Genomic DNA, 26208 nt, shown 5'->3' with positions numbered 1-26208 from the left:
CTTGTTTGGGAGGCGAGGGAATTGGCGAATATCAAATTACCGGGAGAAGAGCGTACCGCTCATTTTTATTGGACCCTTTTTAAATCGACCTTTGTTATCAGTGCCGTTACGGTCGGCGGAGGCTTTGTCATTATTCCTCTTCTAAAGGGAAAATATGTAGATGAATATGGGTGGCTCTCCGATAAGGAAACGCTTGACCTCGTTGCCGTCGCGCAATCCATGCCCGGCGTTGTGGCCGTTAATTCGGCTATCATATTGGGGTATCGCATGGCGGGGTTTCCGGGAGCCGTTACGGCTATGACTGCGACTGTGCTGCCTCCTCTCATAACATTATCCATTATTTCCGTTTTTTATGAATTTTTTATTCAAAATCATATTATCAAGCTTATTTTGCGCGGTATGCAGTGCGGAGCAACCGCCCTCATCGTTAATGTCGGCATTGATCTTTTTCTCCGTCAATGCCGAAGAAAGCTTGCCCTCCCGCTCCTCATTATTGTCTGTACTTTTATTGCCAATACGGTCTTTAGCGTAAATATCATGTATTTGATTTTGATCGACGGACTGATCGGGCTCTTGTTCATGCGTTCAACCAAGTATAACTAGAGGAGGTATCGGATATGATCTATGGGCAGCTTTTTTGGGAATTTTGTAAAGTAAGTATTTTCTGTGTCGGCGGCGGCTATGCATCGATGCCTCTTATTCAGGCCGGCGTCGTCGACACATATCATTGGTTGACAATGAGTGAATTTATTGACGTTTTCACGATTTCGCAAATGACCCCCGGGCCTATCGGTATCAATGCCGCCACTTTTGCCGGTATGAAAACGGCCGGGCTGTTTGGCGGAATTTCTGCTACAGCAGGATTTGTCGTCCCGTCCTTGATAATAGGTGTCATCTTGGCAAAGATATTTTTGAAGTACGGAGATATAGGTCCGATCAGAGGCGTTTTGAATGGCCTGCGTCCCGCCGTTGTTGCTCTTATCTGTGCCGCTTCTATCAGCTTCGTTCTCCTTTCCGTGTGGAATACGGAAGATGCTCCTCTCATATGGAGCGATTTCAGCATCGGCGGCATCATTATTCTCGCTGTCGCCATTTTGGCAGTACGCCGCAAAACGGGTGTCATTCAAATTCTTGTCGGTTCCGGTATTTTGGGACTTGTCTTGGGGTTGTTGGGACTGTTGGATATTTAGTGTTATTTTGAAATTTCTTATCTATTCCGTTCAGAGAATTTCTCTTTTTGACTGGTTGTCGACAAACATATATAGTATACTTATATAGTAAACTATATAAAAACTGCAGCGGTCCGATTATATGTAAAGGTGGGAATAACCATGAAATGGCGGTTGTTGAATCAGTTCGGCTGCCCTGAGGGGACGTGGGGACGATTTATTATTCGCGCCATGAATATCGGGCATCGGCCTTTGTGGAATTGGTGCTTGGCTAAAGTGCGGATCGGTAAAAATTTTCGTCTGCTTGATGTAGGCTGCGGCGGCGGGAAGATGATCAGAAAATTGTTGGACCGGCATCCGACGCTGCTTGTCGACGCTGTCGATGTATCGGCGGAAGCTGTGGCTTACAGCAGGAAAGAGAACCGGCAGTACTTGGGAAAACGCTGCCGTATCGAGCAGGGCTGTGCAGAATCGCTGCCTTATAATGATGCGTCCTTTGAACTGGTAACTACATTTGAATCTGTGTATTTTTGGCAGGATGTGCGTAAAGGTTTTGCTGAAATATATCGAGTTCTGAAGGAAGGCGGCAGACTGGTGATCGGCCTTGAGGCAGGTGACCCGTCTGATAAGACATGGTCTTCGCGAATTGAGGGGATGACCGTTTATTCTCCGCAGGAGCTTCGGGGCTATTTACGGGACTGCGGTTTTTTGTCCATCCGTATGGAACCGGCAGAAATAATAAAAAGAGGGCGTCTTTGTATAATTGCCCGTAAGTAATACGTATCATACGCACTTCCCCGACAATGGACAAACTGCAGTATATTCAAAGATCATTGTTGTAATCTTTCCGGTCCGCCGGTAGGAAAGGGTGAAATAAATGATCCGTGCATATAAAAAACTCCTGTACTATGTTCCTAAAGAAAAGAAATTGGCGTATTTGGCTATAGTATTTACGATTCTGTCGACAATTATGATATGCGGGGCTTATTATTATACATATGAGTTCCTGCATAAACTGATCGTCTTGGAGCAGACGGAACAATCCCGGTTTTTTGCCGTACTGATTGCGGCAATGTTGGCCGGCGGCGCTATATTATACTATTTTTCCGTTTTGTTCACTCATTTTCTGGGCTTCCGATTAGAAACAAATCTGAGAAAAAAGGGGATCGACGGCCTGGCAAATGCGAGTTTTCGGTTTTTTGATTTTGAAACTTCGGGAAAAATACGAAAAATAATAGATGATAATGCCTCGCAAACACATATGATCGTCGCTCATCTGATACCGGATAATGCCGGTGCCGTTCTTACTCCTGTTTTCATATTGATTCTGGGCTTTTTTATCAGTGCGAAGGTCGGCGTCGCATTGACCGTTTTGACGGTCTCCGCAGGTATCCTTGTATATTTCATGATGGGTGACCAAAATTTTATGAAGATATATTACGCCGCCCTTGAAGATCTCAGCAGTGCAACCGTCGAGTATGTACGAGGCATACCGGTAGTCAAGATTTTCAGTGCCGGCCTTGCCTCTTTTAAAGCGCTTAATAAAGCTATCAGAGATTATTCCCGTTATGCCTTTAATTATTCAATGAGCTGTAAAAGGCCTTATACAATCTTTCAACTGATCTTTTTCGGGGTAATACCTATTGTAATATTAGTTGTTGTCCTTCTTCTAAACCTGCAGGAGCAGCCGAAGGCTCTTGCTGTCGAACTGATCATGCTGTTCTTCCTGAGCGGCGTTCTGTTCAATGCTTTTATGAAGATCATGTATGTATCCATGTATGCTTTCCAAGGAACATCTGCAGTAGAAAAACTTGAGCGGCTTTTTGACGAGATGTACCGTGACCGGCTTACCTTCGGAAGTAATACGGTTTTTGAGAATTTTGACATCGAATTCGATAGGGTGAGCTTTGGTTACCGTGATGAGCCGGTCATACGGAACCTGAGCTTCAAATTGGCGGGAAACAGGAGCTATGCCCTTGTAGGTGCTTCCGGAAGCGGAAAGTCCACTATAGCGAAGCTGATTTCCGGTTTTTATAACGTTAATTCCGGTTCCATAAAAATAGGCGGCCGGCCGTTGGAAAGTTATACGGAAAAAGCGCTTATTCAAAATATTGCCTTTGTTTTTCAAGATGCGAAGCTGTTTAAAGACACTATTTTCGAAAACGTCAGGCTTGCCAATAAAAATGCCTCACGGGAGCAGGTGCTGGAAGCTCTTTATCAGGCAGGGTGCGGCAGTATTCTCGATAAATTTCCGGCAAGAGAGAATACAATGCTCGGTACGGCCGGCGTTTATTTATCGGGCGGGGAAAAGCAGCGGATTGCTATTGCCAGAGCGCTTTTGAAAAATGCCGGTATCATTATCCTGGATGAAGCCAGCGCCGCCATCGATGCTGAAAACGAGCATGAATTTCAAAAGACATTCTCTCGCCTGATGAAAGGAAAAACGGTATTGATGATCGCCCATAGATTGACCAGCATACGGAAGGTGGACGAGATTTTAGTGTTGGATAACGGCACAGTCATAGAAAGAGGCACCGACGAATTTCTGATGGGTAGAGACAGCAAGTACAGGGCGCTTCAGCAGCTTTACGGCCGGGCCAACGAATGGAGGGTAAAATGATGAAAGAGATGTTTAAAAAATACTTCGCGTTGACCGAGCAAGGGGCCGGGGATTTGGTAAAAGCGACCTTTGCATCCCTTTCCGTTTACATAATAAATATGTTTCCCCTCATACTCCTCATGCTGATGACAGATGGACTCATACTGGGAAATACTAAAAGCGGGTATTTATATATCGTGCTGTCTGTCGTGATCCTGATTGCCATGTATATATTGTTGAGTATACAGTATGACAGCTTATATAATGCTACTTATAAGGAAAGTGCCAATTTACGGATACAAATTGTAGAAATATTGAAGGAACTGCCGCTGTCTTATTTTTCAAAGCATGACGTCGCCGACATCTCTCAAACTGTCATGAGCGATGTCGAAGCCGTCGAACACGCCATGAGCCATGCCATGGCAATGGCGGCGGGATTCTTTATTTTTTTCCCTGTTTTTACGGCTCTGCTGTTGTGGGGAAATATATTCCTCGGCCTTGCCGTTATCCTGCCGGTCCTGTTGAATTTCTTCCTTATATGGCTGTCTAAAAAGATGCAGCTGAGGGAAAATCTGAAATATTACAAAAAACTCAGAGATAATTCGGACTATTTTCAGGAAACCATTGAGCTGCAGCAAGATATCAAAAGCTTCGGATTGTCGGAAAAGATCAAATGCCTCTTGTATAAAAAAATGGAAGAAAGCGAAAGAATGCATATAAAAGCGGAACTTATGGTCTTCATTCCCGTCGTATTCGCCGGACTGCTCTTGCAGCTTTCTCTTGCCGTTGTCATCATTACGGGGATTACCCTGTATGCGGCCGGGCAGGTCACGATACTTTATCTGATCGGCTATATACTGGCGGCAATGAAGCTGAAAGAATCTGCCGACGGCGTTAATCAAAATATAGCGGAATTATTTTATCTCGACGCCAGAATTAACAGGATAAAAGAAATCAGGGAAACGGAAATACAGAAAGGTGAAGATACGAAGTTGTCCGGCTATGACGTCGTATTCAAAAATGTGTCTTTTTCCTATGACGGCCGGACGAAGGTATTGGACGACGTTAGCTTCAAAGCCGCTCAAAATGAGGTGACCGCGTTGGTAGGGCGAAGCGGCTGCGGAAAAACAAGCATCCTGCGGCTTATTTCCCGGCTCTATGATTATGACGGCGGCACGATAACGATCGGCGGAAAAGATATTAAACGGCTTTCTACAAAGACTTTATTCGAAAAGATATCTATCGTCTTCCAGGATGTGACTCTTTTCAATACGTCGATTGCGGAAAATATACGGATCGGGAAAAAAGATGCGTCTTACGAAGAGATCAAAAATGCGGCGCGGCTTGCGAACTGCGAAGAGTTTATAAATAAGCTCCCGGACGGGTATGAAACAGTTATTGGGGAAAACGGAGCCCTTCTTTCAGGCGGGGAAAGGCAGCGGCTTTCGATTGCCCGTGCATTTTTAAAGGATGCCCCCATCATCATCCTGGATGAGATAGCTGCCGCCCTGGATGTGGATAATGAAAAAAAGATACAGGACAGTCTAAACAAGCTCATAAAGGGAAAAACGGTTCTCATCATCTCGCATCGGCTGAAATCCGTTGAAAATGCCGACCGGATCGTCGTCATCGATAACGGGAAGACCGACGCCTGCGGAAAGCACGATGACCTTATCCGCAGTTCAAAAGTATATGCAAGTCTGGTGTATAATGCACGGCTGGCGGAAGATTTTGTTTATTGAACGTGACGGCTTTATTTCCACGCAACGGCCTTTCTTGACGATAAACTTTTGAATTTGCTATACTTGTTTCGTTGCGGAAGGGTGTCCGAGAGGTTTAAGGAGCTAGTCTTGAAAACTAGTGATACCGCGAGGTACCGTGGGTTCGAATCCCACCCCTTCCGCCATATTTATAAATAAGAAGAGGAAACACTTTCAGTCCATTTAAGCCGCTATTATGCAAGCGGTTTAAAAACTGTTTGGTGATTCCTCTTTTTCATTCCCGCGGTCTTTGCGGATGAGGTAAGGTCCGCAAAGATTTCAAAAATATATTTTTGTATTATCGATGAGATGAACTCCGTGTCACAACAGGTAACTGTCGTGTGTTTTTTGAGACGACGGCGCTTCTGCAGCCTTGCTATTTCACTGCATTTATGTTATATATTTAACTGTATCTTTATATCTTTAAACGGGTTTTGCAGAAAAGGAGCAGTGATATGTACCACATACGTGTTCTTACAGGTCACCAGGATGAAGATGATTTTGGAGAGAGGTTGAGCGATATTGCCGATGTGGAATATTGCTCCGCCACAGATGATGAAGAATTAATAGAACAATTGGATGATGCCGATGTGCTCATTTGTGAAGATGAAGTCGTGTCGCAGGCCGTGTTGACGGAACTGAATGATTTGAAATTTATCGTCGTGTTGGGCGAATCGGCTGCCAATGTAGATTTAAAGGCAGCTGAAGAACACGGCATCAAGGTTGCCTGCCTGCACGGCTATTTTGAGGAAGACGTGGCCGATCATGCCTGCGCCATGATTCTGGCCCTGCTCCGACAAATACCGGAGTATGCCGGCGATGTGCGCAATAACAGCCGGTGGCAGTTCGGGGCAATTCCCTGGCCGCTCCATCGTGTCAGCGCCAACACGCTGGGCCTTGTCGGTTTCGGCCGTGTAGGACAGGCCGTGGCTCGGCGTTTGCAGCCTTTCGGATGTAAGCTTCAGGCCTACGATCCGTTTGTCAGTGAAAAAATTATGTCCGACAACGGCGTAAACCCCGTGGACTTTGATAAATTGTTAAAAACCAGTGATTTAATTTCTCTCCATTTACCTATAGAAGAATCGACACGCAACATGTTCCAGGAAGAACAGTTTGAATGCATGAAGCGGGGGGCTATGCTCGTGAACTGCGGCAGCGGCGGCCTTGTCGACGAAGCTGCGCTGTATCATGCCGTAGACGACGGACATATTCGCAGTGTCGCCTTGGACGTATTGACCATGGAACACCCGAGTGCCATGTTGCTGGAAATGTTGGAACGGCCCGAATTTTTATTGACGCCGGATGTACGGTGTCATTCCGTAGAGGCGGAAAAAGAAAAGTATGATGATGCGGAACGGTTTATTCGCCTCTTTTTAGACGAAAAATACGAAGATATTCCCTTTGTGCGCCTTCCCGTTGAAGAATAAACGCGTGCAGGCGGCTGTAACGATGATTGGGTGTGAGGAGGCATTGCCTTGCGAATTTTAAAGCTGCTTTTTTGTGTATGTCTGACAGGCCTGTTTTTGGCCGGCTGCAGTACGGATACACCATCGGACGGAGCGACGGGAAAAGAAACGGCGCCCGGAGAAGTCGCCATGGCAGTGCCTGAAAACGGGATTCCTGTTCTCATGTATCATATGATCGGCGACATAGAAGATAATGATGCCGTTTTGAAGGAATCTCATTTGCGGGAACAAATGCGGTACTTAAAAGATAATGATTTCCACCCTCTTACGATGGGGCAGCTGTACGATTATGTCGTATTCAACAAGCCCGTACCTGTAAATCCGGTGGTTATTACTTTTGACGACGGGTATGCGGATACCTATTCTGTCGTCATGCCGCTTATGAAGGAATTCGGCTTTGCGTGCACCGTCTTTATTCCTACGTATGATGCCGATCAAGGGACTCGTTTGACATGGGAACAGATTGAAGAAATGCAAGCTTCAGGCATGACTATTGCCGGTCACGGATACCATCATGAACGCTTGGCGGGCATGAACGAAACCGTCTTAAACCAAGAAGTCGCCATGTGCCAAAAGGAATTGAAAGACCACTTGGGAATTACAAACGAATTTTACTGCTATCCTTACGGCTCGAATGATGCCGCATCCCAGGCAGTCATGAAGAAAAACGGTATTAAGTTGGCTTTTACGATGAACCCGGGCTGGGCAAAATACGGTGACAATCCCTATGCAATTCATCGTATTTGGATAGGCAATGCAGTGGATATTGATAATTTCAAACAACGCGTTACGACGGAACATTACGAAGAACGTTAACCGGCGCGTATCGGCATATGAGGTATATATGAAGATAGTTAAAGAAATCGGTAAATTTTTGGTGGTGACGCTCCTGTTTTTTGCGGTTACGTCGCCGATCGTCGTGCTTTTCGGGCCTTTCGACAATATTAAGCGTACCGTTGTCGGTGCTATTTTGAAAAGCAGACACCCGCAATATATAACCTGGCTTTTTTCGCAGGACGAAATTGACAAGATTCTTGGCGGTATCAGTACGGCTCCGAAGCAGGAGCTTTTTAAGTTCACGACTCGTACGGATCCGTCTTTGAAATTAAAAAATATCGATTCCAGCCGCTTTAAGGGGTTTTTATTGGAAATTCCGGATCCGAAGCGTGTGGAAATTGCAACAGCCGAAAATCTGGATGAAAAGGGGGATACGACGAGCGGCATCGCGCAACGTAATAACGCTGTTGCGGCCATTAACGCCGGCGGTTTTTATGACGCCAACGGAACCGGTACGGGCCGCAGCCCGTACGGCTTCATCATCCATGACGGCACCTTTGTTTTAGGGCAGCATGTGGCGGACAGCGAAGTAAACGAGTTTGTAGGTTTTACGAAGGACGGCAATCTTCTTGCCGGTAATTACAGTAAAGGCGAGCTGATTTCACTTGACGTACGCGAAGGCATTTCTTTCGGCCCCGCCCTCATTGTGAACGGCGAAAAAATGATTACGAGCGGCGACGGCGGTTGGGGCGTCGGCCCGCGTACGGCTATTGGTCAGCGTAAAGACGGTACCGTTCTTTTCCTTGTCATCGACGGACGGCAGCCGTCCTACTCCATCGGCGCGACACTGCGCGATGTACAGAATATTCTTTATGAAGAAGGCGCCTATATTGCGGCAAACTTGGACGGCGGCTCAAGCTCGACCTTGTATATGAACGGCAATGTCGTCAATAAGCCGGCCGATTTGCTCGGCGAACGCATGATTCCGACCGCGTTTATCGTGAAATAGGGAGGGGCGGGAATGAAGTTAAAAAAAGTTTCACTCATGTTTGCCGCCGGACTCTTGCTGCAGGCGGGCATATATTATTACTTGGATAATATTCTCTTTGCGGCCACGTCGGATTATCAAATCGGCGGCACGAATCAGCAGGAGGCCCTCGGATTCGGCGTAGAGCCGGACGGGCAGGCCTATTACTCCTTTGATAAGCGCTTCATGGCCACCGTTGTCGGTGACAGAGTTACTATTTATCAGGCCGGCAAAAAGGGCGAACCGCAGCGCATCAGCTTACACGGACGGAAGCTCTCTTTCTTTGAATGGCTGCCTGACAGAAATTTGGCGATTTTTGCCAGCTACGGCCGCGACGACCGGACCGGCGAATACGGCGTTTATATAGCGCAATATAATCCCTTGGCACCGGACAGAGAACTGGATACGGAGATTGAAAACGCGCCGCGAGACAGCAAAATCGTCGATGTGGCTTACTCCGTAGCGACCAATGTGGTCTATATGAAGCTGGAAGTGGATAAAGACAAGTACCGCATTTACCGCACCGACGCCAACTACGACACGCGGCGCATTCCCGTGCAAGCGGAAAATATCGGTAAAATTGCCGTATTTTACGATAAAGACGTGTTCTTCTACGATAATTTGCGTACGGGTATTGTTTACATGCTTGAAGGTGATACGGGAACATGGCGGGAAATTTCACCGAACGGAAATTTCCGTCTCGTCGGCATAGACGGGCAAGAAATTTACATTGCCGAAATGAATGCGGACAATAAGGTGATTGCTGCGTATCGCGGTCGCTTGCGCAAGGGATTTACGAAGATTGCAACGTACAAAACGCCGGAAGATTTCAGTCAAATAACCTTGGACAGCATGCATGAAGCCTCGGATAAGGTTGAAAACGCCGAAACCGATAAGTAAAGAAGGTGTAATTACATGGGAAAAAATAAAATACCGAAAAATCGTTCCCTTGCAGATATGTTTGCCGGAGCGGAAGAAAATATAACTTTTGAGACGGCTGATTGGGACGATGAAGCGGTGAAACCGAAAAAACGGGCCTTGTCTGTAAAACCGCAGGACAAAGCAGCCGGTTTGCGAAAACAGTTCTTTACGGAAGACTTGCAGACAAAGGTCGGGGCGTTGCTGTTGGAAATTAAGCTGGCCTATTATAAAGACGGTATCGGCGACATTTCATTGGAAGTTGTAAAAGACGGACGTAATATTGTTATAAAGACGAGATCGAAAACGGGAAAACGCAGTACATAAGGTGGAGATAATATGAAGGAGTATAAGAAAATACTGGTTCCTTTCGACGGCTCGCCATATTCCCGACTGGCCTTGGAGCATGCCGTGTATTTGGCCGGCGAAATGAAGAGCTCCGTTACGGTTCTTTATGTTGCCTCCTTAACGTCGGCAATGACGCGTATTAACGGATTTTTCGGCAGCTATGATGCCGGCGCAGTTGCAAAAAAAGTGCAGCAGAAGGGTGATGCCGTTCTGCAGGAAGCGAAAAAACGTATTCCTGCAGAGATCACGGCGGATGAATTATTTGAAATCGGTTCACCCGGGGCGGTCATTGTCTCTGTTGCGGAACGTTCCGGGACTGATCTGGTCGTTATGGGAACACGCGGTTTGGGAGCATTGGCAGGTGTCGCAATGGGTTCTGTGAGTACGTATGTGTTGGAACACGTGAGCTCTCCCGTCATCGTCGTAAAGTAAAAAGTGATATAGTTGAATGCGTTTCCGCAGAGCGGCGATGGCCGTAAGGCGGAAACGCATTTTTGTATCCGTAAGGGCCGCAGGCACGGACGGATTGGAGTATGCGAATAACTTGCATTTGCGTAAGCGCGACTATATAATAATCTGACGAGGGGGGAATTCCCGTGCTTGAGTTAAAACATATTTATTTTGCTTATGATTTGACGTCGCCCTATGTATTGAGCGATATCAATTTAACCGTTCGTGACGGTGATTATATTTCCGTTGTCGGCGAAAACGGTTCCGGTAAGAGTACGCTCATAAAGTTGATTTTAAAACTGCAAACGCCGACACACGGCGAAATTTTCAATGATTTTACACGGCCCGCCTATGTACCGCAGCGTTTTGATGCTTTGAACAGTCAGTTTCCCATTACTGTATGGGAAGTCATGAATTATTACGGGAAAATCATGAAAATAAAGGACCGAAGCGCCATACGGCATTATTTGCATCTTGTCGGCATGGAAGAGTTCGTGCATGCCCTTATCGGTAATTTATCGGGCGGACAGTGCCAGCGCGTCTTTGTTGCGCGGGCCTTAATGGCACAGCCGGATTTGCTCATTCTTGATGAACCGTCTGCCGGCATCGACGTGCGCGGACAGCGTGAATTATACGCTCTTTTGCGGCAGCTCAATGAATCTGGGATGACGGTTATTACGGTTGAACATAACTTGAGGGCGGCTAAACGCAATTCTGATTATATGTTCCATCTCGCTTCAGGAAAGGGGCATCTCTGTTCGCCTGACGAGTACGTGCGTGAATATATCTCGGCCAATACGGAAGGTGAGGCCTATGTTTGAGTACGGATTCATGCAGAATGCCGTTATCGTGGCCATATTGATTTCCCTTGTTTGCCCCTTAATCGGTATATTTTTAGTTTTGCGGCGTTATTCCATGATTGGCGATGCCTTGTCACACGCTTCGCTGGCGGGTGTGGCCGTCGGTCTTCTTGTTCACGCGAATCCGATTTTAAGCGCTTTCGCGGTTACGTCTTTTTTCGGCGTGCTCATTGAAGTGTTGCGTAACAAATTTAAACGCTATGCCGAACTGATTTTAGTCATCGTTTTATCCTTTTCCGTAGGTATCGCTATTACGATCATCAGTTCCGGCGCCGTACGGGCCAACGTAGAGTCTTTCCTCTTCGGCAGTATTTTGACGGTTACGGACGACGACGTCCTCTCCGTCATCCTTCTCAGTGCCGTGACTATCGGAACGGTGGTGCTTTTATTCCCACAGCTGCTGATGCTGACCTTTGATGAAGATGCGGCCAGGATTGCGGGAGTGAAAAACCGGACCGTTAACTATATCTTTTCCGTTCTCGTGGCGGCGACCATATCCGTAGCCATTCGCATTGTCGGCATTCTTGTCATCAGCTCGCTTATTGCCCTGCCCGTAGCGACGGCTCTCCAGCTGCATAAGGGCTTCCGCCGTACCGTCGTGTATGCCGTCGTATTCAGCTTTTTTGACGTCCTTGCGGGACTTTGCCTGTCTTACGAAATAGGGACCGCTCCGGGAGGATTAATCGCCGTTCTTTCCGTTATTGTCCTCCTCGGCGTCATTATGTATCGGCAAGTGTGTCAAATTATGGACGGACGGCCCGAGGAGGTGTAATGTCATGAAAGAGGATGTAAATTGCGCGGAATTATTGCACCGCTGTCATTTGAAAAGCACAAAGCCGCGAAATGCCGTACTTACCGTGTTGGCGGAGCGAAAAACCGTATTGACGGCGGAAGAAATTTACCGCATTCTCCTGGAAGTCGGAGGAACTGCCAATCTTTCCACTATTTACCGCGTATTGGAGCTTTTTACGGAAAAAGGTCTTGTCACAAAGAGCTTTTTCCCCGATTTGCGCAGTTACGGCTTTTCCCTCAAGTCCGGGGGCCACACGCACCGCATTATTTGCATGAGCTGTCATAAACACGTCGATATTTCTCATTGTCCGCTGAGTGAATTTGAACAACACGTAGCGGCAGATACGGGATTCGAGATTATCGGACATAACTTGGAGCTTTACGGCTATTGCAGTGATTGCTCTAAAAAAACGGATCGATAAGGTGGAAAAGGATACCCGACCCGGTATTGTGAACTTGTGCGACAGGGCGGCGCGGTTTGGAAAACATGGCGACGACGCGTGATATGGGCCGGCTGTATGATGTGGTGACGGGCGGAAATGAGTGAAAGCAGTATTGTATGCTATAATGGCTATATAGAAATATTTGTAACCTGAAAATAGCAGGAGAAGGAAGGAAACAGTGACGGAAGAAATAAAAACGGGAGCGGCGCAACGGACCCCATGCGTTCATATTAAGGTAAATCCGAACCCCGTTATGGATGATGATTACGTGCAGCCTTTGGCCGATATATACAAGGTATTGGGAGATCCGACGAGGTTACGGATTTTACGCGTTCTCTTGCATGACGAAGTATGCGTTTATGATATATCGAGACAAATCAATATGGGCCAGTCGGCAGTTTCCCATCAATTGCGTATTTTGCGAAACGCGCGGCTCGTGCAGTTCCGGCGGGCCGGTAAAGAGGTATACTATTCGCTTGCTGACGACCACGTATACGCTTTATTGGCAGTAGGCTTGGAACACGTTTCCGAATAGGTGTGACAAATATGTATATTTGGCTCATGAGGCATGGGGCGACGGAGCTTTCCGGAAAGGGTGCGGATGTGGAGTATAGATTGTCTGCACGCGGTGTTGCCGATGTCAAATCTATGGCGGCAATCATTCGTTCCTATACGGGAAAAAATGATATTGCCGTGTATTCGAGCTTGATTACGCGCGCCGTTCAGACGGCGGAAATCATGGCGACACAATTGGGTGTGCATGAAGTGCAGCGCCATGAGACCTTGATTGACGGCGACATAAACGGATTTTATGAGCATGTTTTGCGACAGACGGCGGAAAAAACGGTGCTTTGCGTAGGTCATTCGCCTTATTTGGAAGAGTGGCTGCAGTACTGGACCGGTGCGGAAATTGATTTTTCCCATGCTGCCGCAGCTTTTGTCGACTATAAACAGGGCGGTGACAGTGTCGGCACGGGGCAATTGCTTTTGTATGTACAGCCCGCTGTCTTGCCGCTTTTGAGACAACAGACGGAAAGGAGGGATTCGGAATGAAACATGTCTTATCTATTGCCGGTACGGACCCGTCAGGCGGAGCCGGCGCAGCGGCCGATTGCAAGACCTTTTGTGCGCACGGCTGTTTTGCCCTCAATGTTATTACGGCAGTAGTTTCTCAAAATACGCAAGGTGTTCGCGCTTATATGGATGTGTCGCCTGAATTAATCGCCTCGCAAATCGATGCGGTCTTTGAAGATATTTCTGTAGACGCCGTGAAAATCGGGATGGTAAGTGTGCCCGAAACAATACGCGTCATTGCGGCAAAATTGTTGCAGTACAAACCGGATATTGTCGTCATCGACCCGGTCATGGTGGCAACGAGCGGTCACAGACTGTTGGCGCCGGAAGCGGAAAAAGAATTAAAAGAAGTTCTCTTACCGTGGGCGACCGTATTGACACCGAATATTCCGGAAGCGGAAGTGCTGGCGGAAATGAAAATTAAGAACTTCGGCGACATGGAAAAGGCAGCTCGTAAGATTGCCGCCTTCGGTTCAAGGGCGATCCTGGTCAAAGGCGGGCACCGTGCTGACGATACTACAGATGTTCTGTTTGACGGTAAAGAATTTCACTATTTTAAAGGGGAACGTGTTGAAAGCACGAGTACGCACGGTACGGGATGTTCTCTTTCCAGCGCCATTGCGTCCGACTTGGCCAAGGGTATGCCGCTCGTCGAAGCCGTGAGGGAAGCTAAGCGATATGTCTTTGACGGTATTTCTCATGCAGAGCCGATCGGGAAAGGACACGGACCGATTCATCATTTTTATGAGCTTTATAAAAGAGCGGGTATATAATTATAAAGGAGAGTAATCATGAAACTTATGACCCATGTAAAACGTGGTTGCTGTGCCCTGGCGATGCTGGCCGCTTTGTCGGGAACGGTAATGGCAGCGACGCCGAAGGAAGTACTCAGTGAGGCTGCCGGTAATTTGGCATCTCATCCGGAAGGTGTGTATACCTTACATGTAAGTACGCAGATTCCCTTTGCCATGACGGCTGCCGTAAATGAAACATTATCCGTGCAAATGACTCCCTTTCGGGCTAAGGGACATGCGGATGTAAATTCCACGGGTCTTCTGACTTTTTCAGGCCGCGCCGATGTATATGCCGAACAGATAGAAGACACCTTGGCCTATTATTACCATAAAAATGATGAGCGGTGGAAATCAGGTACGGAGAAACTGAAAGATGCCGTGCCCTTGGCGGAAAAGATCGGTAAACGGAAAGTGACTGCAAATCAGTGGGGCAATGTCGAAGAAATACGTCCCGACACATATACGGCGACCGTCGATTTATCACAGCTTGATGTCGACAGTATGGTGAAGCATTGGAAAAACTCTCATCAAGCGGCAGGTGTAAGCGAGAAAGACATGGAAAATGCCGTAGGCATTCTGAATGCGATCAAACAAAGCGGAAGCGTTACGGCAACGGTTTACGTTGATCCGGCAATTCATAAAATTACACATATTGAAATTCCCTTGACGGGACAGCTGCGCGGTATTTTAAATTACGCCCTGACTATGAGCGGTTCGCTGACACCGGAAGAACAAGCTGTCGGCCGACAGATAGCCGAATACAGTACGGGTATGTTCACTTTGGATTATACTGAATTATCGGCTGACGTGGATTTACGTGTACCCGACTATGTAAAAGAGCAGGCCGGCCGCAGATAAGAGAAAAAATGTCCGTAAGAGTTCGCGCCAAATGAAAGGGGTTCCGCTTAAAAGCTCTGGAATTGGGTATAGCTCTGTTATCTGATTGATATTGACAGGAGCCGTAAAAAAGTGGAAAATATGATAAACCGTAAACGGACGTGACTTTTTATAAGCCCGAAGGAGGGCCCGGATATACAGGATGTTTTGTTTAAAACTATATAGGAGGTAAAAGTTTTGGCTAAGAAGGAAAAGCTTATGATTATTCCCTTAGGCGGACTCGGGGAAATCGGCAAGAACATGACGGCTATTCAGTTCGGTGAGGATATTATTGTTCTTGATGCCGGCTTAGCGTTTCCTGATGATGACATGTTCGGAATCGACCTTGTAATTCCCGATATAAGCTATTTGATTGAGAATAAAGATAAGGTGCGAGCTGTTGTCATTACGCACGGACACGAAGACCATATCGGCAGTTTGGCGTATTTGCTGAACGAAATTAATGTGCCCGTGTATGCAACAAAGCTTGTTTGCGGCCTTGTTGAAGGAAAACTGAAGGAAAATCATATCGGTCAGTACACGTTAAATGAAGTGCGCCATGGCGATGAAGTGAAAATCGGTTGCATGAAGGTCGGTTTTATTCATACAAATCACTCCATCCCCGATGCGAGCGCCCTTTATTTTAAGACACCTGTCGGCACGATTGTGCACACAGGGGACTTTAAAGTCGATTTGACGCCTGTTGACGGCCTGCTCATGGACATGCACAAATTTGCGGAACTGGGCAGGCGCGGCGTACTGCTCTTAATGTCGGACAGTACCAATGCCTTACGACCGGGATATACGGAGTCGGAACGCACTGTAGGTGAAGCCTTCCGTAAAGAGTTTAAAGAAGCGACGGGACGCATTATTTTGGCGACTTTCGCCTCTAATATTTCGCGCATTCAGCAGGCTGTCAATACGGCGGTTCTGTACAAGCGCAAGGTCCTTGTCATGGGCAGAAGCATGGTTAATAATGTACAGATTGCATCGGAGCTGGGGTATTTGAATGTACCTGACGGTGTGCTTATTGAAGCGGATGAATTGAGCCGATATACGGCTGAGCAAATTCTTATTTTGACGACAGGCAGTCAGGGTGAACCGATGGCCGGCTTGTCCCGCATGGCGTCCAACAACCATCGCAGCGTCAGCATTATGCCCGGTGATACGGTAATCATTTCGGCAACGCCCATTCCCGGCAACGAAACGGGTGTAGGCCGGACAATTGATAATCTCATGCGCCTCGGTGCAAAGGTAGTTTTCGGCAGCAATAAGCGGATCCACGTTTCCGGTCACGGCAGTCAGGAAGAGTTGAAGCTTATGCTTGGCCTCATCAAGCCGAAGTATTTTATTCCCGTTCACGGTGAATACAGAATGCTCAGAAAACACGGCGATATTGCTGTCGAAATGGGTGTAGAAAAAGATCACGTTCTCATTGGCGACAACGGGCAGATTTTTGAATTTACATCCCGGTCCGGACAAAAAGCGGGCCGTGTTAATGCGGGACGGGTTTTCGTTGACGGCCTCGGGGTCGGCGACGTCGGCAATATTGTTATCCGTGATCGTCAGCAGCTTGCTATGGAAGGGATGGTTATTGTTGTCATGACTTTGGCTCAAGGAACAAGTCATGCATTGGCGGGACCGGATATCGTTTCGCGCGGATTTGTGTACGTTCGCGATTCGGAAGAGCTTATGAAAGAGGCTCATGAGAAAGTGGCCGCCGTTTTGGAACGATGCGAAGAAGAAAAAATTCGTGAATGGTCGGTCATTAAGTCGCAAGTACGGGATACGCTCAGCCGGTATTTGTTTGAAAAAACGCGGCGGCGTCCCATGATCTTGCCGATTATTATGGAAGTATAAAATTTAACGGCACAAGAGACAGCGGAGGCGGCGTCCTCCGCTGTTCTGAGTTGTAAAGAAGACATGAAGGAGGACTACGGTGGAAGAAAATATAAGGTCTGTCCCCGGGGCGGCACTCATTACGGGTATTTTGACCGTATTGACCGTGCTGTTTATTATCTTGCCGGTGACCTTTCCTTTCAGTTTAATCGCTTTTTCTTTGGCTGCGGCAGTTGTGTTTGCGGTTTTCGGCCTTTATCGCACCTTCGGTTTTATCGTTTTCACGGGAATTGCTGCGGCCTTGGTGTCAACGGCGGCAACGGCCCTGTTTTTATTGGCCGTCGGCGCCCCTTTCGGTGTATGTATAGGCGCGGCTTTTCGTTACGGCTGGTCGCTGAAAAAAATGCTTGCCGTGACTGTAGGCTATATGACCGTCGTTATGACCGCTTTTTTTGTGATCTTATATGTGACCATGGGTTTTAACCTTTTTGCAGTTGCTCGGGAAAGTCTGGCAGCGGCTTTTGAGCAGGCGCTGCAAAATGCGACGGCAGCCGGTGTTTCCGATTTGGAAATTATGAATGTGAAATATAACATAGTCGCTCTTACGGATGTCATTCCCCTTATGATCCCGTCAGCCCTCGTTATTGCCGTCGCCGTCATGACATATGCGGAAGCGAAGCTTACGCGGCTTCTCTTAAACTTTTCAGGGCTTGAAGTCGCGCCGCTTCTGCCCATCCGTTATTGGGAAATGGGAAGGCCTGTGTTATACTTATATGTATTAGCGCAAATCATGCAGTATTGGGGAACGACGCGGGAAATTATGCTTCTGAACGGATGCGGAATAAACTTGGATAATCTCATGTTTTTCCTCATTTCCCTCAATGGCTTGGCTGTTATATTCTTTTTTTTACAGCGGCGATTTATAATGAGCACATTCAGCCAGGGAATACTTATTTTCGTATATTGGTTTTTACCTGTGCCGACGCAGTACATAACATTTCTGGCAGGTATTGCGGATATTATTTTTACGTATCGCCGTAAATATCGCGTCAACTGATGCGTAGGAGTGGAATATGCTTAAACACCTATTTTCAGGTAAAGCTGAATTTGTATACTTGGCGGTCATTCTTATTCTTGTGGCCTCGTTGGCTTTTTACAATTGGGTTATTGCCGTATTGGCATTGATTTTAATTGCAGGCGTTCTCGTATTGACTCATAAAAGCGATACGGAGCGCAACCGGGAAATAAGCCGTTATTTTGATGCCATTTCGCAAAGCGTCGATCAGGCAACGACTTATGCTGTTCAAAATCTTCCCATCGGCATCGCCATTATTGATAAAGAAACGAGTCTTTGCTGGGCAAACAGCGTTTTTCTCGATTGGGTTGGTTCCGTATCCGAAAGTGATCGGCTCGATCGGGTCATGGATAATTTGCAGATTGAGAAGATGTGGACCAAGGCGGGATACTTTTTTGAAGTAATTGACAGCCGCACGTATCGCGTCGTGTATAAGAGTCTCTCAAGCGAAGTGACTGAGGGAGACGGTTATCTTATCCTTTATTTTGACGATATTACGGAGACGGAGCAGCAAAAGTCCTTGTGCCTGAAAGCGGTTCCCGTTTTCGGGGAAATCGAAATCGACAACATGGAAGAAGTTGCCAAGGGTATGTCGGCCGTGCAGCAGGCGACACTGTGGACGGACGTCAATAACTGCATTGTCAGCGAATTGACGGCCCTGGGGTGCTACATACACTCGTACAGCAACGGCAAATACTTTGCCTGCCTCAGCAGGGAAGCACTTGATACGCTGAAGGAGGAGAATTTTTCCTTCTTAGATAAGATTCGGACCATTCATACGGTCAATCGCATTCCCGTTACGATCAGTATGGGCGTGGCCGCCATTTCGGAAGAGCTCATCAAGTCGGGCAGGACCAACTTTGACGGCTTGGCGGAAAAATCCCGCGCCGGTTTAGATCTTGCGCTCGGCCGCGGCGGCGATCAGGTCGTCGTTTATGAAGATGACGGCGATGCTCATTTTTACGGCGGCAAGAGTCAGTCTGTCGAAAAGCATACGCGTGTACGTGCGCGCGTTGTGGCTCAGGCCATGCACGAACTCATTGCCAATTGCGATTCCGTCCTCATTATGGGACATACGCGTGAAGACTATGACTGCCTCGGTGCGGCTATCGGTGTAGCCCATATGGCCCGTCTGTCGGGTCATCCTGTGCACATTGTAGTCAGCGACCAAAATGATGCTGTCCGGCCTTTGACAGAACAGCTGCACGCCGACGAGGCCTTTGACGATTTACTTATTTCGGCTGACGAAGCGGCGCGGATTTGCACGGAGCAGACACTCCTTTTTGTCGTCGATACGCATCGTGGCGACATGACGGCCGCAAGTAATCTTCTCGACATGACGCCGCAGCGAGTGGTTATCGACCACCACCGCCGCTGTGCGGAAATCATTAAACGTCCCCTCTTGACGTATATGGAAACGTCAAGCTCTTCTACGAGCGAACTCGTTACGGAGCTGATTCAGTACTATCAGGAAGACGTGGAGCTCAGTAAGCTTGAGGCGACGGCCCTCTATGCGGGCATTGTTGTCGATACGAAGAACTTCGCCGTACAGACGGGCGTACGTACCTTTGATGCAGCCGCTTATTTGCGCCGCTGCGGCGCAGATCCGGAAATTGTGCGCAGCATTTTCCGTTCTGATTTCAATACGGTTAAATTGAAGGCGGAACTTATTTCGAGGGCTGTCGTTCGTGACGGCGCCGTCATGACCGACTGCGGCCGGCTGGAAGAGAACGCATCCATGGTGGCGGCCCAATTGGCAGACCTGCTGGTCAATATTAAAGACGTAAAAGTAAGCTTTACTTTTTATGAACTTCCTGAAAACACTATTGGTATCAGCGCCCGGTCCAAGGGTGAAGTCAATGTGCAGCGTGTTATGGAACTTATCGGCGGCGGCGGGCACAGCAACGTTGCCGGGGCACAGCTTAAAGGCATGACAACGGAAGAAGCGCAGGCAGCCGTGTGGAAGGCGCTGAAGGAAGTTACGGAAGAAACGGAGGTTGAGCAGGCATGAAAGTAATTTTATTGCAAGATGTAAAGAAACTCGGTAAAAAAGGTGAAATCGTAGAAGTATCCGACGGGTACGGCCGTAATTATTTATTGGCCCGAAAATTGGCTGCACCGGGAACAACTGAAAATATAAACGATGCAAAGCAGAAAAAAGCGGCAGCTGCACATAAGGCGCAAGTTGCGTCGGATGAAGCGGTTGTCCTGGCCAGCGAATTGAAGAAGGTGGAGCTGACGATACCCGTTCGCATCGGCAAGGAAGGTAAAGTCTTCGGCGCCGTTACGGGCAAAGACATCAGCGATGCGGCAAAAGCGCAGTATGATTTGGAGCTGGACAAGCGGAAAGTGGAAATAAAGGCGCCCATTAAGGCATTGGGGACATACGAAGTCGTCATTCGCGTGCATCCGACGATTACGGCGGCTATTAAAGTTCATGTTGTCGAAGGATAAGGGTATGAAGGAATTGCTGGAAAAACTCCTGCAGCGGCAGAAATATTTGGAGCCGTCGGCAGAAGAGGAATTGCGCCGACAGGTCAATGTACTGTACGGCGCCTTTACGGGACTTATCGGGCCGGAAAAGATGGTTCTGCGGGCCGGTAAGTATTCCGCTTTGGCGTATATTCACTCGGCCGATCCGCGGCGCCGTCTCGTCGGGCTGCAGCGCCTTATTTATGAGGACACGTCCTATAAAAACGTGCCGACTGATGAAGAAGTTGTAGTCGTCCTCGATGATTTGGAAAATGTACTGGCTGAAATGCTGGCGCGTCAAGCTGTAGAGGAGCGCTTGGAGAAAAAGATTTCCCGCCGTATGGAAGAAAAGCAGCAGGAATATGTGCAGGAAATTAAAATGCAGATTATTCAGGAAGAGCAGCAGGATGTAGAGACGCCGCAAACAAAGCAAAAATTGGAACGCCTCGAAGCGTTGGACAAGGTGAAGCTGACCGCATCGGTTATGGAAAAAGTGCGCCCCAGGCAGTTGGATCGCATTATCGGTCAGGAACGCGCCGTTGAGGCGATGCGCGGCAAACTGGCCTCCGTTTATCCGCAACATATCCTTCTCTACGGCCCGCCCGGCGTAGGTAAGACTACGGCGGCGCGAATTATTCTGGAAGAAGCGAAAAAGCTTACCTATACACCGTTCGGTAAAGATGCCCCTTTTGTGGAAACGGACGGTACGACATTGCGTTGGGATGCTCGCGATATGACTAATCCCCTCATCGGATCCGTGCATGATCCCATTTATCAGGGCGCGCGCAGAGATTTGGCGGATACGGGGATTCCCGAGCCGAAACCGGGTCTTGTGACGGAAGCGCACGGCGGTATCCTCTTTATTGATGAAATCGGTGAAATGGATCCGCTCCTGCTCAATAAATTATTGAAAGTACTGGAAGACAAGCGAGTTCAATTCGAATCGGCCTATTATGACGAAACGGATCCGGCTATACCGACCTACATTCGCAAGCTCTTTGCCGAAGGTGCTCCGGCCGATTTTATCTTAATCGGTGCGACGACGCGCAGCCCCGGCGAAATTAATCCGGCTATCCGTTCCCGTTGCGCAGAAGTGTTCTTCGAGCCGCTCACGCCTCAGCATATTGAGCAAATCGTTGTAAATGCGGCCAACGATTTGCACGTGAACCTTGCTGATGGCGTTGCCTCCTATATCAGTGAATTTACGGTGGAAGGGCGAAAGGCCGTCAATATCCTTGCCGACATGTACGGTTATGCAGTATACACGGCAGGAACGGCAGACGGCATCACCATTACGACGAATACGGCAAGGCATGTTGCCCGTATCGGCAGGCATGTGCCGTATGTTACGGAAAAGGCCTCGTCTACGCCCGTAGTAGGCAAGGTTTTCGGTCTCGGTGTAGCCGGCTACTTGGGCTCGGTTATTGAAATCGAAGCAGTCGCTTTTCCGGCACGACAGCAGGGAAAGGGGTATTTCCGCTTCAATGATACGGCCGGCTCTATGGCCAAAGATTCCCTCTTTAATGCAGCTGCCGTTGTCCGCGCCGTAACGGGGAAAGAATTGTCCGATTACGATATTAACGTCAACTTTATTGGCGGCGGGCAAATAGACGGACCGTCGGCCGGCGTTGCCGTAACGGTTGCACTCATTTCGGCCATAACAGGCAGGGCAGTTCGCCAGGATGCGGCCGTAACGGGAGAAATTTCCGTGCGCAGCCGCGTAAGAGCCGTTGGCGGTATATTTGAAAAGGCTTATGGCGCCGCCAGAGCGGGTATGAAAGAAATGATTATTCCTTCTGAAAATAAGGACGACATAGGAGCGAGTCACTTGCAGATGTCCATACATGCCGTTAAAACTGTTGATGAAGTTCTTGCCTTGTTGCTTGTCGAGTAGGAGCCGCGTATGGAACAACGTATACCGCCTCAAAATGTAGAAGCGGAACAGGCCGTCTTAGGTGCCATGCTCATTGAGCGCAACGCCGTCGTTACAGGTCTGGAAATGCTGAAGTCCGATGATTTCTATCGCGACACGCACCGCATTATTTTCGAGGCTATGGAGCACTTACATAAAGAGAATAAAGAAATTGACGTAATTACCTTGTCCGAAGAATTGCGGCGCATGAAAAAGATAGACGAGGCCGGAGGCCTGGAGTATGTGCTCAGTCTGCCCAATCTTGTGGCGACGGCCGCTAATATTGAATACCATGCCAATATCGTTTCGGAAAAAGCGTTGGCCCGCAATCTTATTCATACGTGTACCGATTTGGCTGCAGAGGCGTACGGCGGCGAAAAGGAAACGGAAGAACTCCTGGACAATGCGGAACGGAAAATCCTGCGTTTAGGTGATAAACGACGACACGGCGATTTTGCTTCCGTCGGGAAAGTCGTCGACGTGGCCCTGGATAAAATAACCAAGCTCTATGAAAATAAAGAGGGCCTGACCGGCCTGCCCACGGGATTTCGCGATTTCGATCAGCTGACGTCGGGCCTGCAGTCTTCCGACCTGGTTCTTGTTGCAGCCCGGCCGAGTATGGGAAAGACTGCTTTTACGCTGAATATTGCACAAAATGTCGGCGTGCGGCAACGCAAAACAGTCGCTTTTTTCTCCCTGGAAATGTCACAGGAACAACTGGTTCAGCGCTTATTATGCCAACTTTCGCACGTCGATTCGCAAAAACTGCGTACAGGCCAGCTGAATACGGATGAGGAATGGGCGAAGCTGACGGAGGCATGCAGCAAGCTCTACGACGCGCCCATTTATATTGACGACACGCCGGGTATCGGCATTGCGGAAATGCGTTCTAAAGCAAGACGGCTCAAATCGGAGAACGGTCTCGATTTAATCGTCGTCGATTATTTGCAGCTCATGCAGGGGCGAAACGCGGAAAGTCGGCAGCAGGAGATTTCCGATATTTCCCGTTCTTTAAAGGCCTTGGCGCGAGAATTGAAGGTGCCGCTCATAGCGCTTTCGCAGTTGAGCCGCAGCGTTGAATCCAGGCAGGACAAACGGCCCATGCTCAGCGACCTGCGTGAATCGGGAGCACTCGAGCAGGATGCGGACATCGTCTCCTTCCTCTACAGGGAAGATTATTATAATAAGGAAACGGAAAATCAGCATATAACGGAAGTTATCGTTGCGAAGCATCGCAACGGCCCCGTCGGCACGGTGAAGCTTTATTTCAGGGGCGAGTACACACTGTTTATGAATTTGGATACGCAGCACACGGAGCCGCCGCAATAAAAAGAAGCACGTTCAAGACTATTTTTTGAGCGTGCTTCTTAAGTATTCGGCATTGCGGATAAGTATTTTTTTTCCGCGCCATGAAAAAGCTCTGGTGCCGTAGCGTTCTTTAAACTCTCCGTTTGTCATCGGTTCCAATTCGGTTGCATCCAGATAGGGAAGCAAGTCTTCGCGGAACTCCGGCAGGGGTGTTACGGCGACGGACGCATTGTGCGGGCAGACGCGTTGGCACTCGTCGCAGCCGAAAATATAGGCGGTCTTGCGGATTACGGCGATTTCTTTTGCCGTAAGGTCTCCTTTTTTCTGTGTCAAATAGGACTTGCACAAGCGATAGTCGTATGTCCTGTCAAGTGCAAAACAGCGGCCCGGACAACTGTGACTGCAAGCACGACAGTGCAGGCATTCGCCTGCAGACGGACTGTCCGGTTCAAAGAAGCGATTCACTAAAATGGTGCCGATAAAACAATAGGAACCGTACTTTTCGTTAATAAGGCATTGGTTGTCGCCTATGAATCCAAGTCCTGCCATGCGTGCCAGCAGGCGATCCGCCAGCGGTGAAGTATCGGCAACGGGCATATACGTGAGCGTTGCGTCATCGGACCGTAGGAAGGTGCCGATTTTATGCAAATATGATTTTATAACGTTGTGGTAATCCGGGCCGTGACAGTACAGGGCCAGATTACTTTCAGGGGGATAGCCGTAAAAGTAAGGAAAGAGAACCACAATGAGGGATCTGCAGTCCGGCATAATACGCCGCGGGTCGTACCTGCTTTTGCCTTGACCTGCGGCCAGAGGGCAAATGGGAGACTGCAAGTCTTCCGGCGGTAAGTCGACCGATGCGATGCCTACCGCGTCCAGACCGAGAGAAAGACAGAAGTCCTTTAAAATCTCTTTATTCATATGTCGGAATCGCATTCAATGGGAGCTGTTTCAGCAGTTTCGGAGACGATATAGCTGTAGGCGGACGTATAACAGAGGTGGAGATGCTCTTTCATGGCTAAAAGGGCCTTGTCCTCATCACCGCGTTGCAACGCGTCGACAATGGCTTCGTGTTCCTGGGCCGCTTCCTGTATGCGGTTTGGGCGACTGTACAGGGAGTTTATGCCGGTTCGTTTTATCTTGTCGCGAATCTCGTCTACCAGTGTGCGAAGTAAAGCGTTTCCCGTAGCGGTAACAATGATATTGTGAAATTCCGTGTCGCTGAAAATAAATTCGTTGTATGTGGGCAAGGCGCGCTGAGCCAGTTTTTTTTGCTGATTAACGAGTAAGCGCAGAAGCTCCAGTTGATCTTTCGTGATTTTTTCACAGGCCAAACGGACTGCCAACTCTTCCAATGCCGTTCGAATTTGAAAAATATGGGTCAAGTTTTTTTCGTCCAGGTTGCGAACGACAATTCCCTTATGCGGCACATAACGAAGCCAGCTTTCTTTTTGCAGCTGCTGCAAGGCTGCGCGCACAGGTGTACGACTTACGCGCAGTTCTTCCGCCAAGGCGCGCTCCGTCAGAATATGACCGCCTTGATATGTTTGTTCAAGCAATCGATTTTTTATGATTGTATAGACCTGATCCTTGAGGGCAGGCATATTATTTTTTTTCATCATACACTCCTGCTATGTAATCCCTATATAAATATCATATACTATAGAGGCATGCCTTGCAAAGTCCGAACGGAGGCGGAGATAGTGAAAGCGGAAGAATTACAACGGCGGTTTTCTTGCGGCGCCGTAGAAAAAACATATGAAAACGGGCGACTGGTTGTCTTTGTTTTGCAAGCCGTGTTCGCCGTTGTCAGTATTTACTTTTTTTGCCTTTTTATGCGTGAGACAAGTGCGGGGCATAAAATTTATTTGCTGGCAGGGCTTTTCTTTTGCTTGCTGCGTATTTACAGGCAGCGTGATATTGTCTGCTACGTGACGGAAAAAGGGCTTGTCGTGCGAAAGCAATGTCATTCCTTATATGAATTTTTTTCCGAGCAGATAAAAGGGACCGAGTATTTAGTGTTTATTCCTTATGAAATTATTTTCTCCGTATCCCCCGAATGGGCTGATTTTGAACTGGGGCAGCCGGAAATCGGCGGTATCGTTATTCAGGCGGTGCGGTTACGATTTCTTTCAAAGGAAGCAAAACAAAATATTTTAGAGAGAATACGACGTGAACAGGAAAGAGAGGAATAAAAAGAAGAATAAGAAAGAAATGAAAATATAATAGAAGATAAATAGGATTGATAT

General features: G+C 48.1%; 27 protein-coding genes and 1 tRNA gene. 26 read left to right on the top strand and 2 right to left on the bottom strand.

Features of this window, described 5'->3' with window-relative positions:
• Positions 1–21 precede the first annotated feature (21 nt).
• From BQ2674_RS06650 to dnaB, 25 genes are all read left to right on the top strand, one after another.
• Positions 22–603, top strand: a complete 582-nt coding sequence (locus BQ2674_RS06650) for a chromate transporter (protein ID WP_075573017.1) — start codon at positions 22–24, stop codon at positions 601–603.
• 14 nt (positions 604–617) lie between these two features.
• Positions 618–1190, top strand: a complete 573-nt coding sequence (locus tag BQ2674_RS06645) for a chromate transporter (RefSeq protein ID WP_075573016.1) — start codon at positions 618–620, stop codon at positions 1188–1190.
• 141 nt (positions 1191–1331) lie between these two features.
• Positions 1332–1946, top strand: coding sequence for a class I SAM-dependent methyltransferase (locus BQ2674_RS06640; RefSeq protein WP_075573015.1), 615 nt, complete (start codon positions 1332–1334; stop codon positions 1944–1946).
• Positions 1947–2046: 100 nt separating this feature from the next.
• Positions 2047–3789: an ABC transporter ATP-binding protein gene (locus tag BQ2674_RS06635; protein WP_075573014.1), complete on the top strand. Its 1743-nt coding sequence runs from the start codon at positions 2047–2049 to the stop codon at positions 3787–3789.
• Entirely contained in the window at positions 3786–5510 is a 1725-nt protein-coding gene (locus BQ2674_RS06630; RefSeq protein WP_235828830.1) for an ABC transporter ATP-binding protein, read from the top strand. The genes BQ2674_RS06635 and BQ2674_RS06630 overlap by 4 nt, the downstream gene beginning before the upstream one ends.
• Before the next feature lie 75 nt (positions 5511–5585).
• Positions 5586–5674: transfer RNA gene (locus tag BQ2674_RS06625), tRNA-Ser, on the top strand.
• A 309-nt stretch (positions 5675–5983) separates the two neighbouring features.
• The gene (locus BQ2674_RS06620; RefSeq protein ID WP_075573012.1) at positions 5984–6955 is read left to right on the top strand and encodes a C-terminal binding protein; all 972 of its coding nucleotides are present in this window, start codon (positions 5984–5986) and stop codon (positions 6953–6955) included.
• 48 nt (positions 6956–7003) lie between these two features.
• Complete coding sequence (locus BQ2674_RS06615; protein WP_075573011.1) at positions 7004–7810, top strand: polysaccharide deacetylase family protein; 807 nt, start codon at positions 7004–7006, stop codon at positions 7808–7810.
• A gap of 28 nt (positions 7811–7838) precedes the next feature.
• Positions 7839–8780: a phosphodiester glycosidase family protein gene (locus BQ2674_RS06610; RefSeq protein ID WP_075573010.1), complete on the top strand. Its 942-nt coding sequence runs from the start codon at positions 7839–7841 to the stop codon at positions 8778–8780.
• Between the two features lie 12 nt (positions 8781–8792).
• Positions 8793–9698 carry a hypothetical protein gene (locus BQ2674_RS06605; RefSeq protein WP_075573009.1) on the top strand — a complete coding sequence of 302 codons (906 nt, stop codon included), beginning with the start codon at positions 8793–8795 and terminating at the stop codon, positions 9696–9698.
• 15 nt (positions 9699–9713) lie between these two features.
• Entirely contained in the window at positions 9714–10043 is a 330-nt protein-coding gene (locus BQ2674_RS06600) for a hypothetical protein (RefSeq protein ID WP_075573008.1), read from the top strand.
• Positions 10044–10055: 12 nt separating this feature from the next.
• A complete protein-coding gene (locus BQ2674_RS06595) occupies positions 10056–10496 on the top strand; it encodes a universal stress protein (protein ID WP_075573007.1) in 441 nt (146 codons plus the stop codon).
• A 164-nt stretch (positions 10497–10660) separates the two neighbouring features.
• On the top strand, positions 10661–11335 hold the full coding sequence (locus tag BQ2674_RS06590) for a metal ABC transporter ATP-binding protein (protein ID WP_075573006.1): 675 nt from the start codon (positions 10661–10663) through the stop codon (positions 11333–11335).
• The gene (locus BQ2674_RS06585; RefSeq protein WP_075573005.1) at positions 11328–12146 is read left to right on the top strand and encodes a metal ABC transporter permease; all 819 of its coding nucleotides are present in this window, start codon (positions 11328–11330) and stop codon (positions 12144–12146) included. Before BQ2674_RS06590 ends, BQ2674_RS06585 begins: the two co-directional genes overlap by 8 nt.
• Before the next feature lie 4 nt (positions 12147–12150).
• Positions 12151–12588 carry a Fur family transcriptional regulator gene (locus BQ2674_RS06580; RefSeq protein WP_075573004.1) on the top strand — a complete coding sequence of 146 codons (438 nt, stop codon included), beginning with the start codon at positions 12151–12153 and terminating at the stop codon, positions 12586–12588.
• A 274-nt stretch (positions 12589–12862) separates the two neighbouring features.
• On the top strand, positions 12863–13144 hold the full coding sequence (locus BQ2674_RS06575) for an ArsR/SmtB family transcription factor (RefSeq protein WP_075573380.1): 282 nt from the start codon (positions 12863–12865) through the stop codon (positions 13142–13144).
• An 11-nt stretch (positions 13145–13155) separates the two neighbouring features.
• Positions 13156–13662 carry a SixA phosphatase family protein gene (locus BQ2674_RS06570; RefSeq protein WP_075573003.1) on the top strand — a complete coding sequence of 169 codons (507 nt, stop codon included), beginning with the start codon at positions 13156–13158 and terminating at the stop codon, positions 13660–13662.
• Complete coding sequence (gene thiD / locus BQ2674_RS06565; RefSeq protein WP_075573002.1) at positions 13659–14456, top strand: bifunctional hydroxymethylpyrimidine kinase/phosphomethylpyrimidine kinase; 798 nt, start codon at positions 13659–13661, stop codon at positions 14454–14456. The genes BQ2674_RS06570 and thiD overlap by 4 nt, the downstream gene beginning before the upstream one ends.
• Positions 14457–14474: 18 nt before the next feature.
• Positions 14475–15335 carry a hypothetical protein gene (locus BQ2674_RS06560; RefSeq protein ID WP_075573001.1) on the top strand — a complete coding sequence of 287 codons (861 nt, stop codon included), beginning with the start codon at positions 14475–14477 and terminating at the stop codon, positions 15333–15335.
• Between the two features lie 216 nt (positions 15336–15551).
• Positions 15552–17213 carry a ribonuclease J gene (locus BQ2674_RS06555; RefSeq protein ID WP_075573000.1) on the top strand — a complete coding sequence of 554 codons (1662 nt, stop codon included), beginning with the start codon at positions 15552–15554 and terminating at the stop codon, positions 17211–17213.
• 79 nt (positions 17214–17292) lie between these two features.
• On the top strand, positions 17293–18249 hold the full coding sequence (locus BQ2674_RS06550) for a DUF2232 domain-containing protein (protein WP_075572999.1): 957 nt from the start codon (positions 17293–17295) through the stop codon (positions 18247–18249).
• A gap of 16 nt (positions 18250–18265) precedes the next feature.
• Positions 18266–20278 carry a DHH family phosphoesterase gene (locus BQ2674_RS06545; protein ID WP_075572998.1) on the top strand — a complete coding sequence of 671 codons (2013 nt, stop codon included), beginning with the start codon at positions 18266–18268 and terminating at the stop codon, positions 20276–20278.
• Positions 20275–20721, top strand: a complete 447-nt coding sequence (gene rplI / locus BQ2674_RS06540) for a 50S ribosomal protein L9 (RefSeq protein ID WP_075572997.1) — start codon at positions 20275–20277, stop codon at positions 20719–20721. Before BQ2674_RS06545 ends, rplI begins: the two co-directional genes overlap by 4 nt.
• Before the next feature lie 4 nt (positions 20722–20725).
• Complete coding sequence (gene lonC / locus BQ2674_RS06535) at positions 20726–22633, top strand: Lon family ATP-dependent protease (RefSeq protein ID WP_075573379.1); 1908 nt, start codon at positions 20726–20728, stop codon at positions 22631–22633.
• Between the two features lie 9 nt (positions 22634–22642).
• Positions 22643–23980, top strand: coding sequence for a replicative DNA helicase (gene dnaB, locus BQ2674_RS06530; RefSeq protein ID WP_075572996.1), 1338 nt, complete (start codon positions 22643–22645; stop codon positions 23978–23980).
• A gap of 18 nt (positions 23981–23998) precedes the next feature.
• On the opposite strand, the gene BQ2674_RS06525 is transcribed toward dnaB, so the two are convergent.
• Together BQ2674_RS06525 and BQ2674_RS06520 are read right to left on the bottom strand one after the other, a co-directional pair.
• Positions 23999–24880, bottom strand: a complete 882-nt coding sequence (locus BQ2674_RS06525) for an epoxyqueuosine reductase (protein WP_075572995.1) — start codon at positions 24878–24880, stop codon at positions 23999–24001.
• Entirely contained in the window at positions 24877–25581 is a 705-nt protein-coding gene (locus BQ2674_RS06520; protein WP_075572994.1) for a GntR family transcriptional regulator, read from the bottom strand. Before BQ2674_RS06520 ends, BQ2674_RS06525 begins: the two co-directional genes overlap by 4 nt.
• An 81-nt stretch (positions 25582–25662) precedes the next feature.
• On the opposite strand from BQ2674_RS06520, the gene BQ2674_RS06515 reads away from it, so the two are divergent.
• Positions 25663–26154: a hypothetical protein gene (locus tag BQ2674_RS06515; protein ID WP_083222316.1), complete on the top strand. Its 492-nt coding sequence runs from the start codon at positions 25663–25665 to the stop codon at positions 26152–26154.
• The last annotated feature ends 54 nt before the right edge of the window (positions 26155–26208 follow it).

This window comes from Megasphaera coli (assembly GCF_900095855.1).
Classification (GTDB): Bacteria; Bacillota; Negativicutes; order Veillonellales; family Megasphaeraceae; genus Megasphaera; species Megasphaera massiliensis_A.
The sequence above is the reverse complement of the archived record's forward strand: the minus strand, read 5'-3'. Positions and strand labels throughout refer to the sequence as shown.

Excerpts from the sequence above, each read along its gene's own strand:
- BQ2674_RS06645 (WP_075573016.1), top strand. The coding sequence starts at position 618 with ATGATCTATGGGCAGCTTTTTTGGGAATTTTGTAAAGTAAGTATTTTC.
- BQ2674_RS06640 (WP_075573015.1), top strand. The coding sequence starts at position 1,332 with ATGAAATGGCGGTTGTTGAATCAGTTCGGCTGCCCTGAGGGGACGTGG.
- BQ2674_RS06635 (WP_075573014.1), top strand. The coding sequence starts at position 2,047 with ATGATCCGTGCATATAAAAAACTCCTGTACTATGTTCCTAAAGAAAAG.
- BQ2674_RS06630 (WP_235828830.1), top strand. The coding sequence starts at position 3,786 with ATGATGAAAGAGATGTTTAAAAAATACTTCGCGTTGACCGAGCAAGGG.
- BQ2674_RS06620 (WP_075573012.1), top strand. The coding sequence starts at position 5,984 with ATGTACCACATACGTGTTCTTACAGGTCACCAGGATGAAGATGATTTT.
- BQ2674_RS06610 (WP_075573010.1), top strand. The coding sequence starts at position 7,839 with ATGAAGATAGTTAAAGAAATCGGTAAATTTTTGGTGGTGACGCTCCTG.
- BQ2674_RS06605 (WP_075573009.1), top strand. The coding sequence starts at position 8,793 with ATGAAGTTAAAAAAAGTTTCACTCATGTTTGCCGCCGGACTCTTGCTG.
- BQ2674_RS06600 (WP_075573008.1), top strand. The coding sequence starts at position 9,714 with ATGGGAAAAAATAAAATACCGAAAAATCGTTCCCTTGCAGATATGTTT.
- BQ2674_RS06595 (WP_075573007.1), top strand. The coding sequence starts at position 10,056 with ATGAAGGAGTATAAGAAAATACTGGTTCCTTTCGACGGCTCGCCATAT.
- BQ2674_RS06585 (WP_075573005.1), top strand. The coding sequence starts at position 11,328 with ATGTTTGAGTACGGATTCATGCAGAATGCCGTTATCGTGGCCATATTG.
- BQ2674_RS06580 (WP_075573004.1), top strand. The coding sequence starts at position 12,151 with ATGAAAGAGGATGTAAATTGCGCGGAATTATTGCACCGCTGTCATTTG.
- BQ2674_RS06575 (WP_075573380.1), top strand. The coding sequence starts at position 12,863 with ATGGATGATGATTACGTGCAGCCTTTGGCCGATATATACAAGGTATTG.
- BQ2674_RS06570 (WP_075573003.1), top strand. The coding sequence starts at position 13,156 with ATGTATATTTGGCTCATGAGGCATGGGGCGACGGAGCTTTCCGGAAAG.
- thiD (WP_075573002.1), top strand. The coding sequence starts at position 13,659 with ATGAAACATGTCTTATCTATTGCCGGTACGGACCCGTCAGGCGGAGCC.
- BQ2674_RS06560 (WP_075573001.1), top strand. The coding sequence starts at position 14,475 with ATGAAACTTATGACCCATGTAAAACGTGGTTGCTGTGCCCTGGCGATG.
- BQ2674_RS06545 (WP_075572998.1), top strand. The coding sequence starts at position 18,266 with ATGCTTAAACACCTATTTTCAGGTAAAGCTGAATTTGTATACTTGGCG.
- rplI (WP_075572997.1), top strand. The coding sequence starts at position 20,275 with ATGAAAGTAATTTTATTGCAAGATGTAAAGAAACTCGGTAAAAAAGGT.
- lonC (WP_075573379.1), top strand. The coding sequence starts at position 20,726 with ATGAAGGAATTGCTGGAAAAACTCCTGCAGCGGCAGAAATATTTGGAG.
- dnaB (WP_075572996.1), top strand. The coding sequence starts at position 22,643 with ATGGAACAACGTATACCGCCTCAAAATGTAGAAGCGGAACAGGCCGTC.
- BQ2674_RS06525 (WP_075572995.1), bottom strand. The coding sequence starts at position 24,880 with ATGAATAAAGAGATTTTAAAGGACTTCTGTCTTTCTCTCGGTCTGGAC.
- BQ2674_RS06520 (WP_075572994.1), bottom strand. The coding sequence starts at position 25,581 with ATGATGAAAAAAAATAATATGCCTGCCCTCAAGGATCAGGTCTATACA.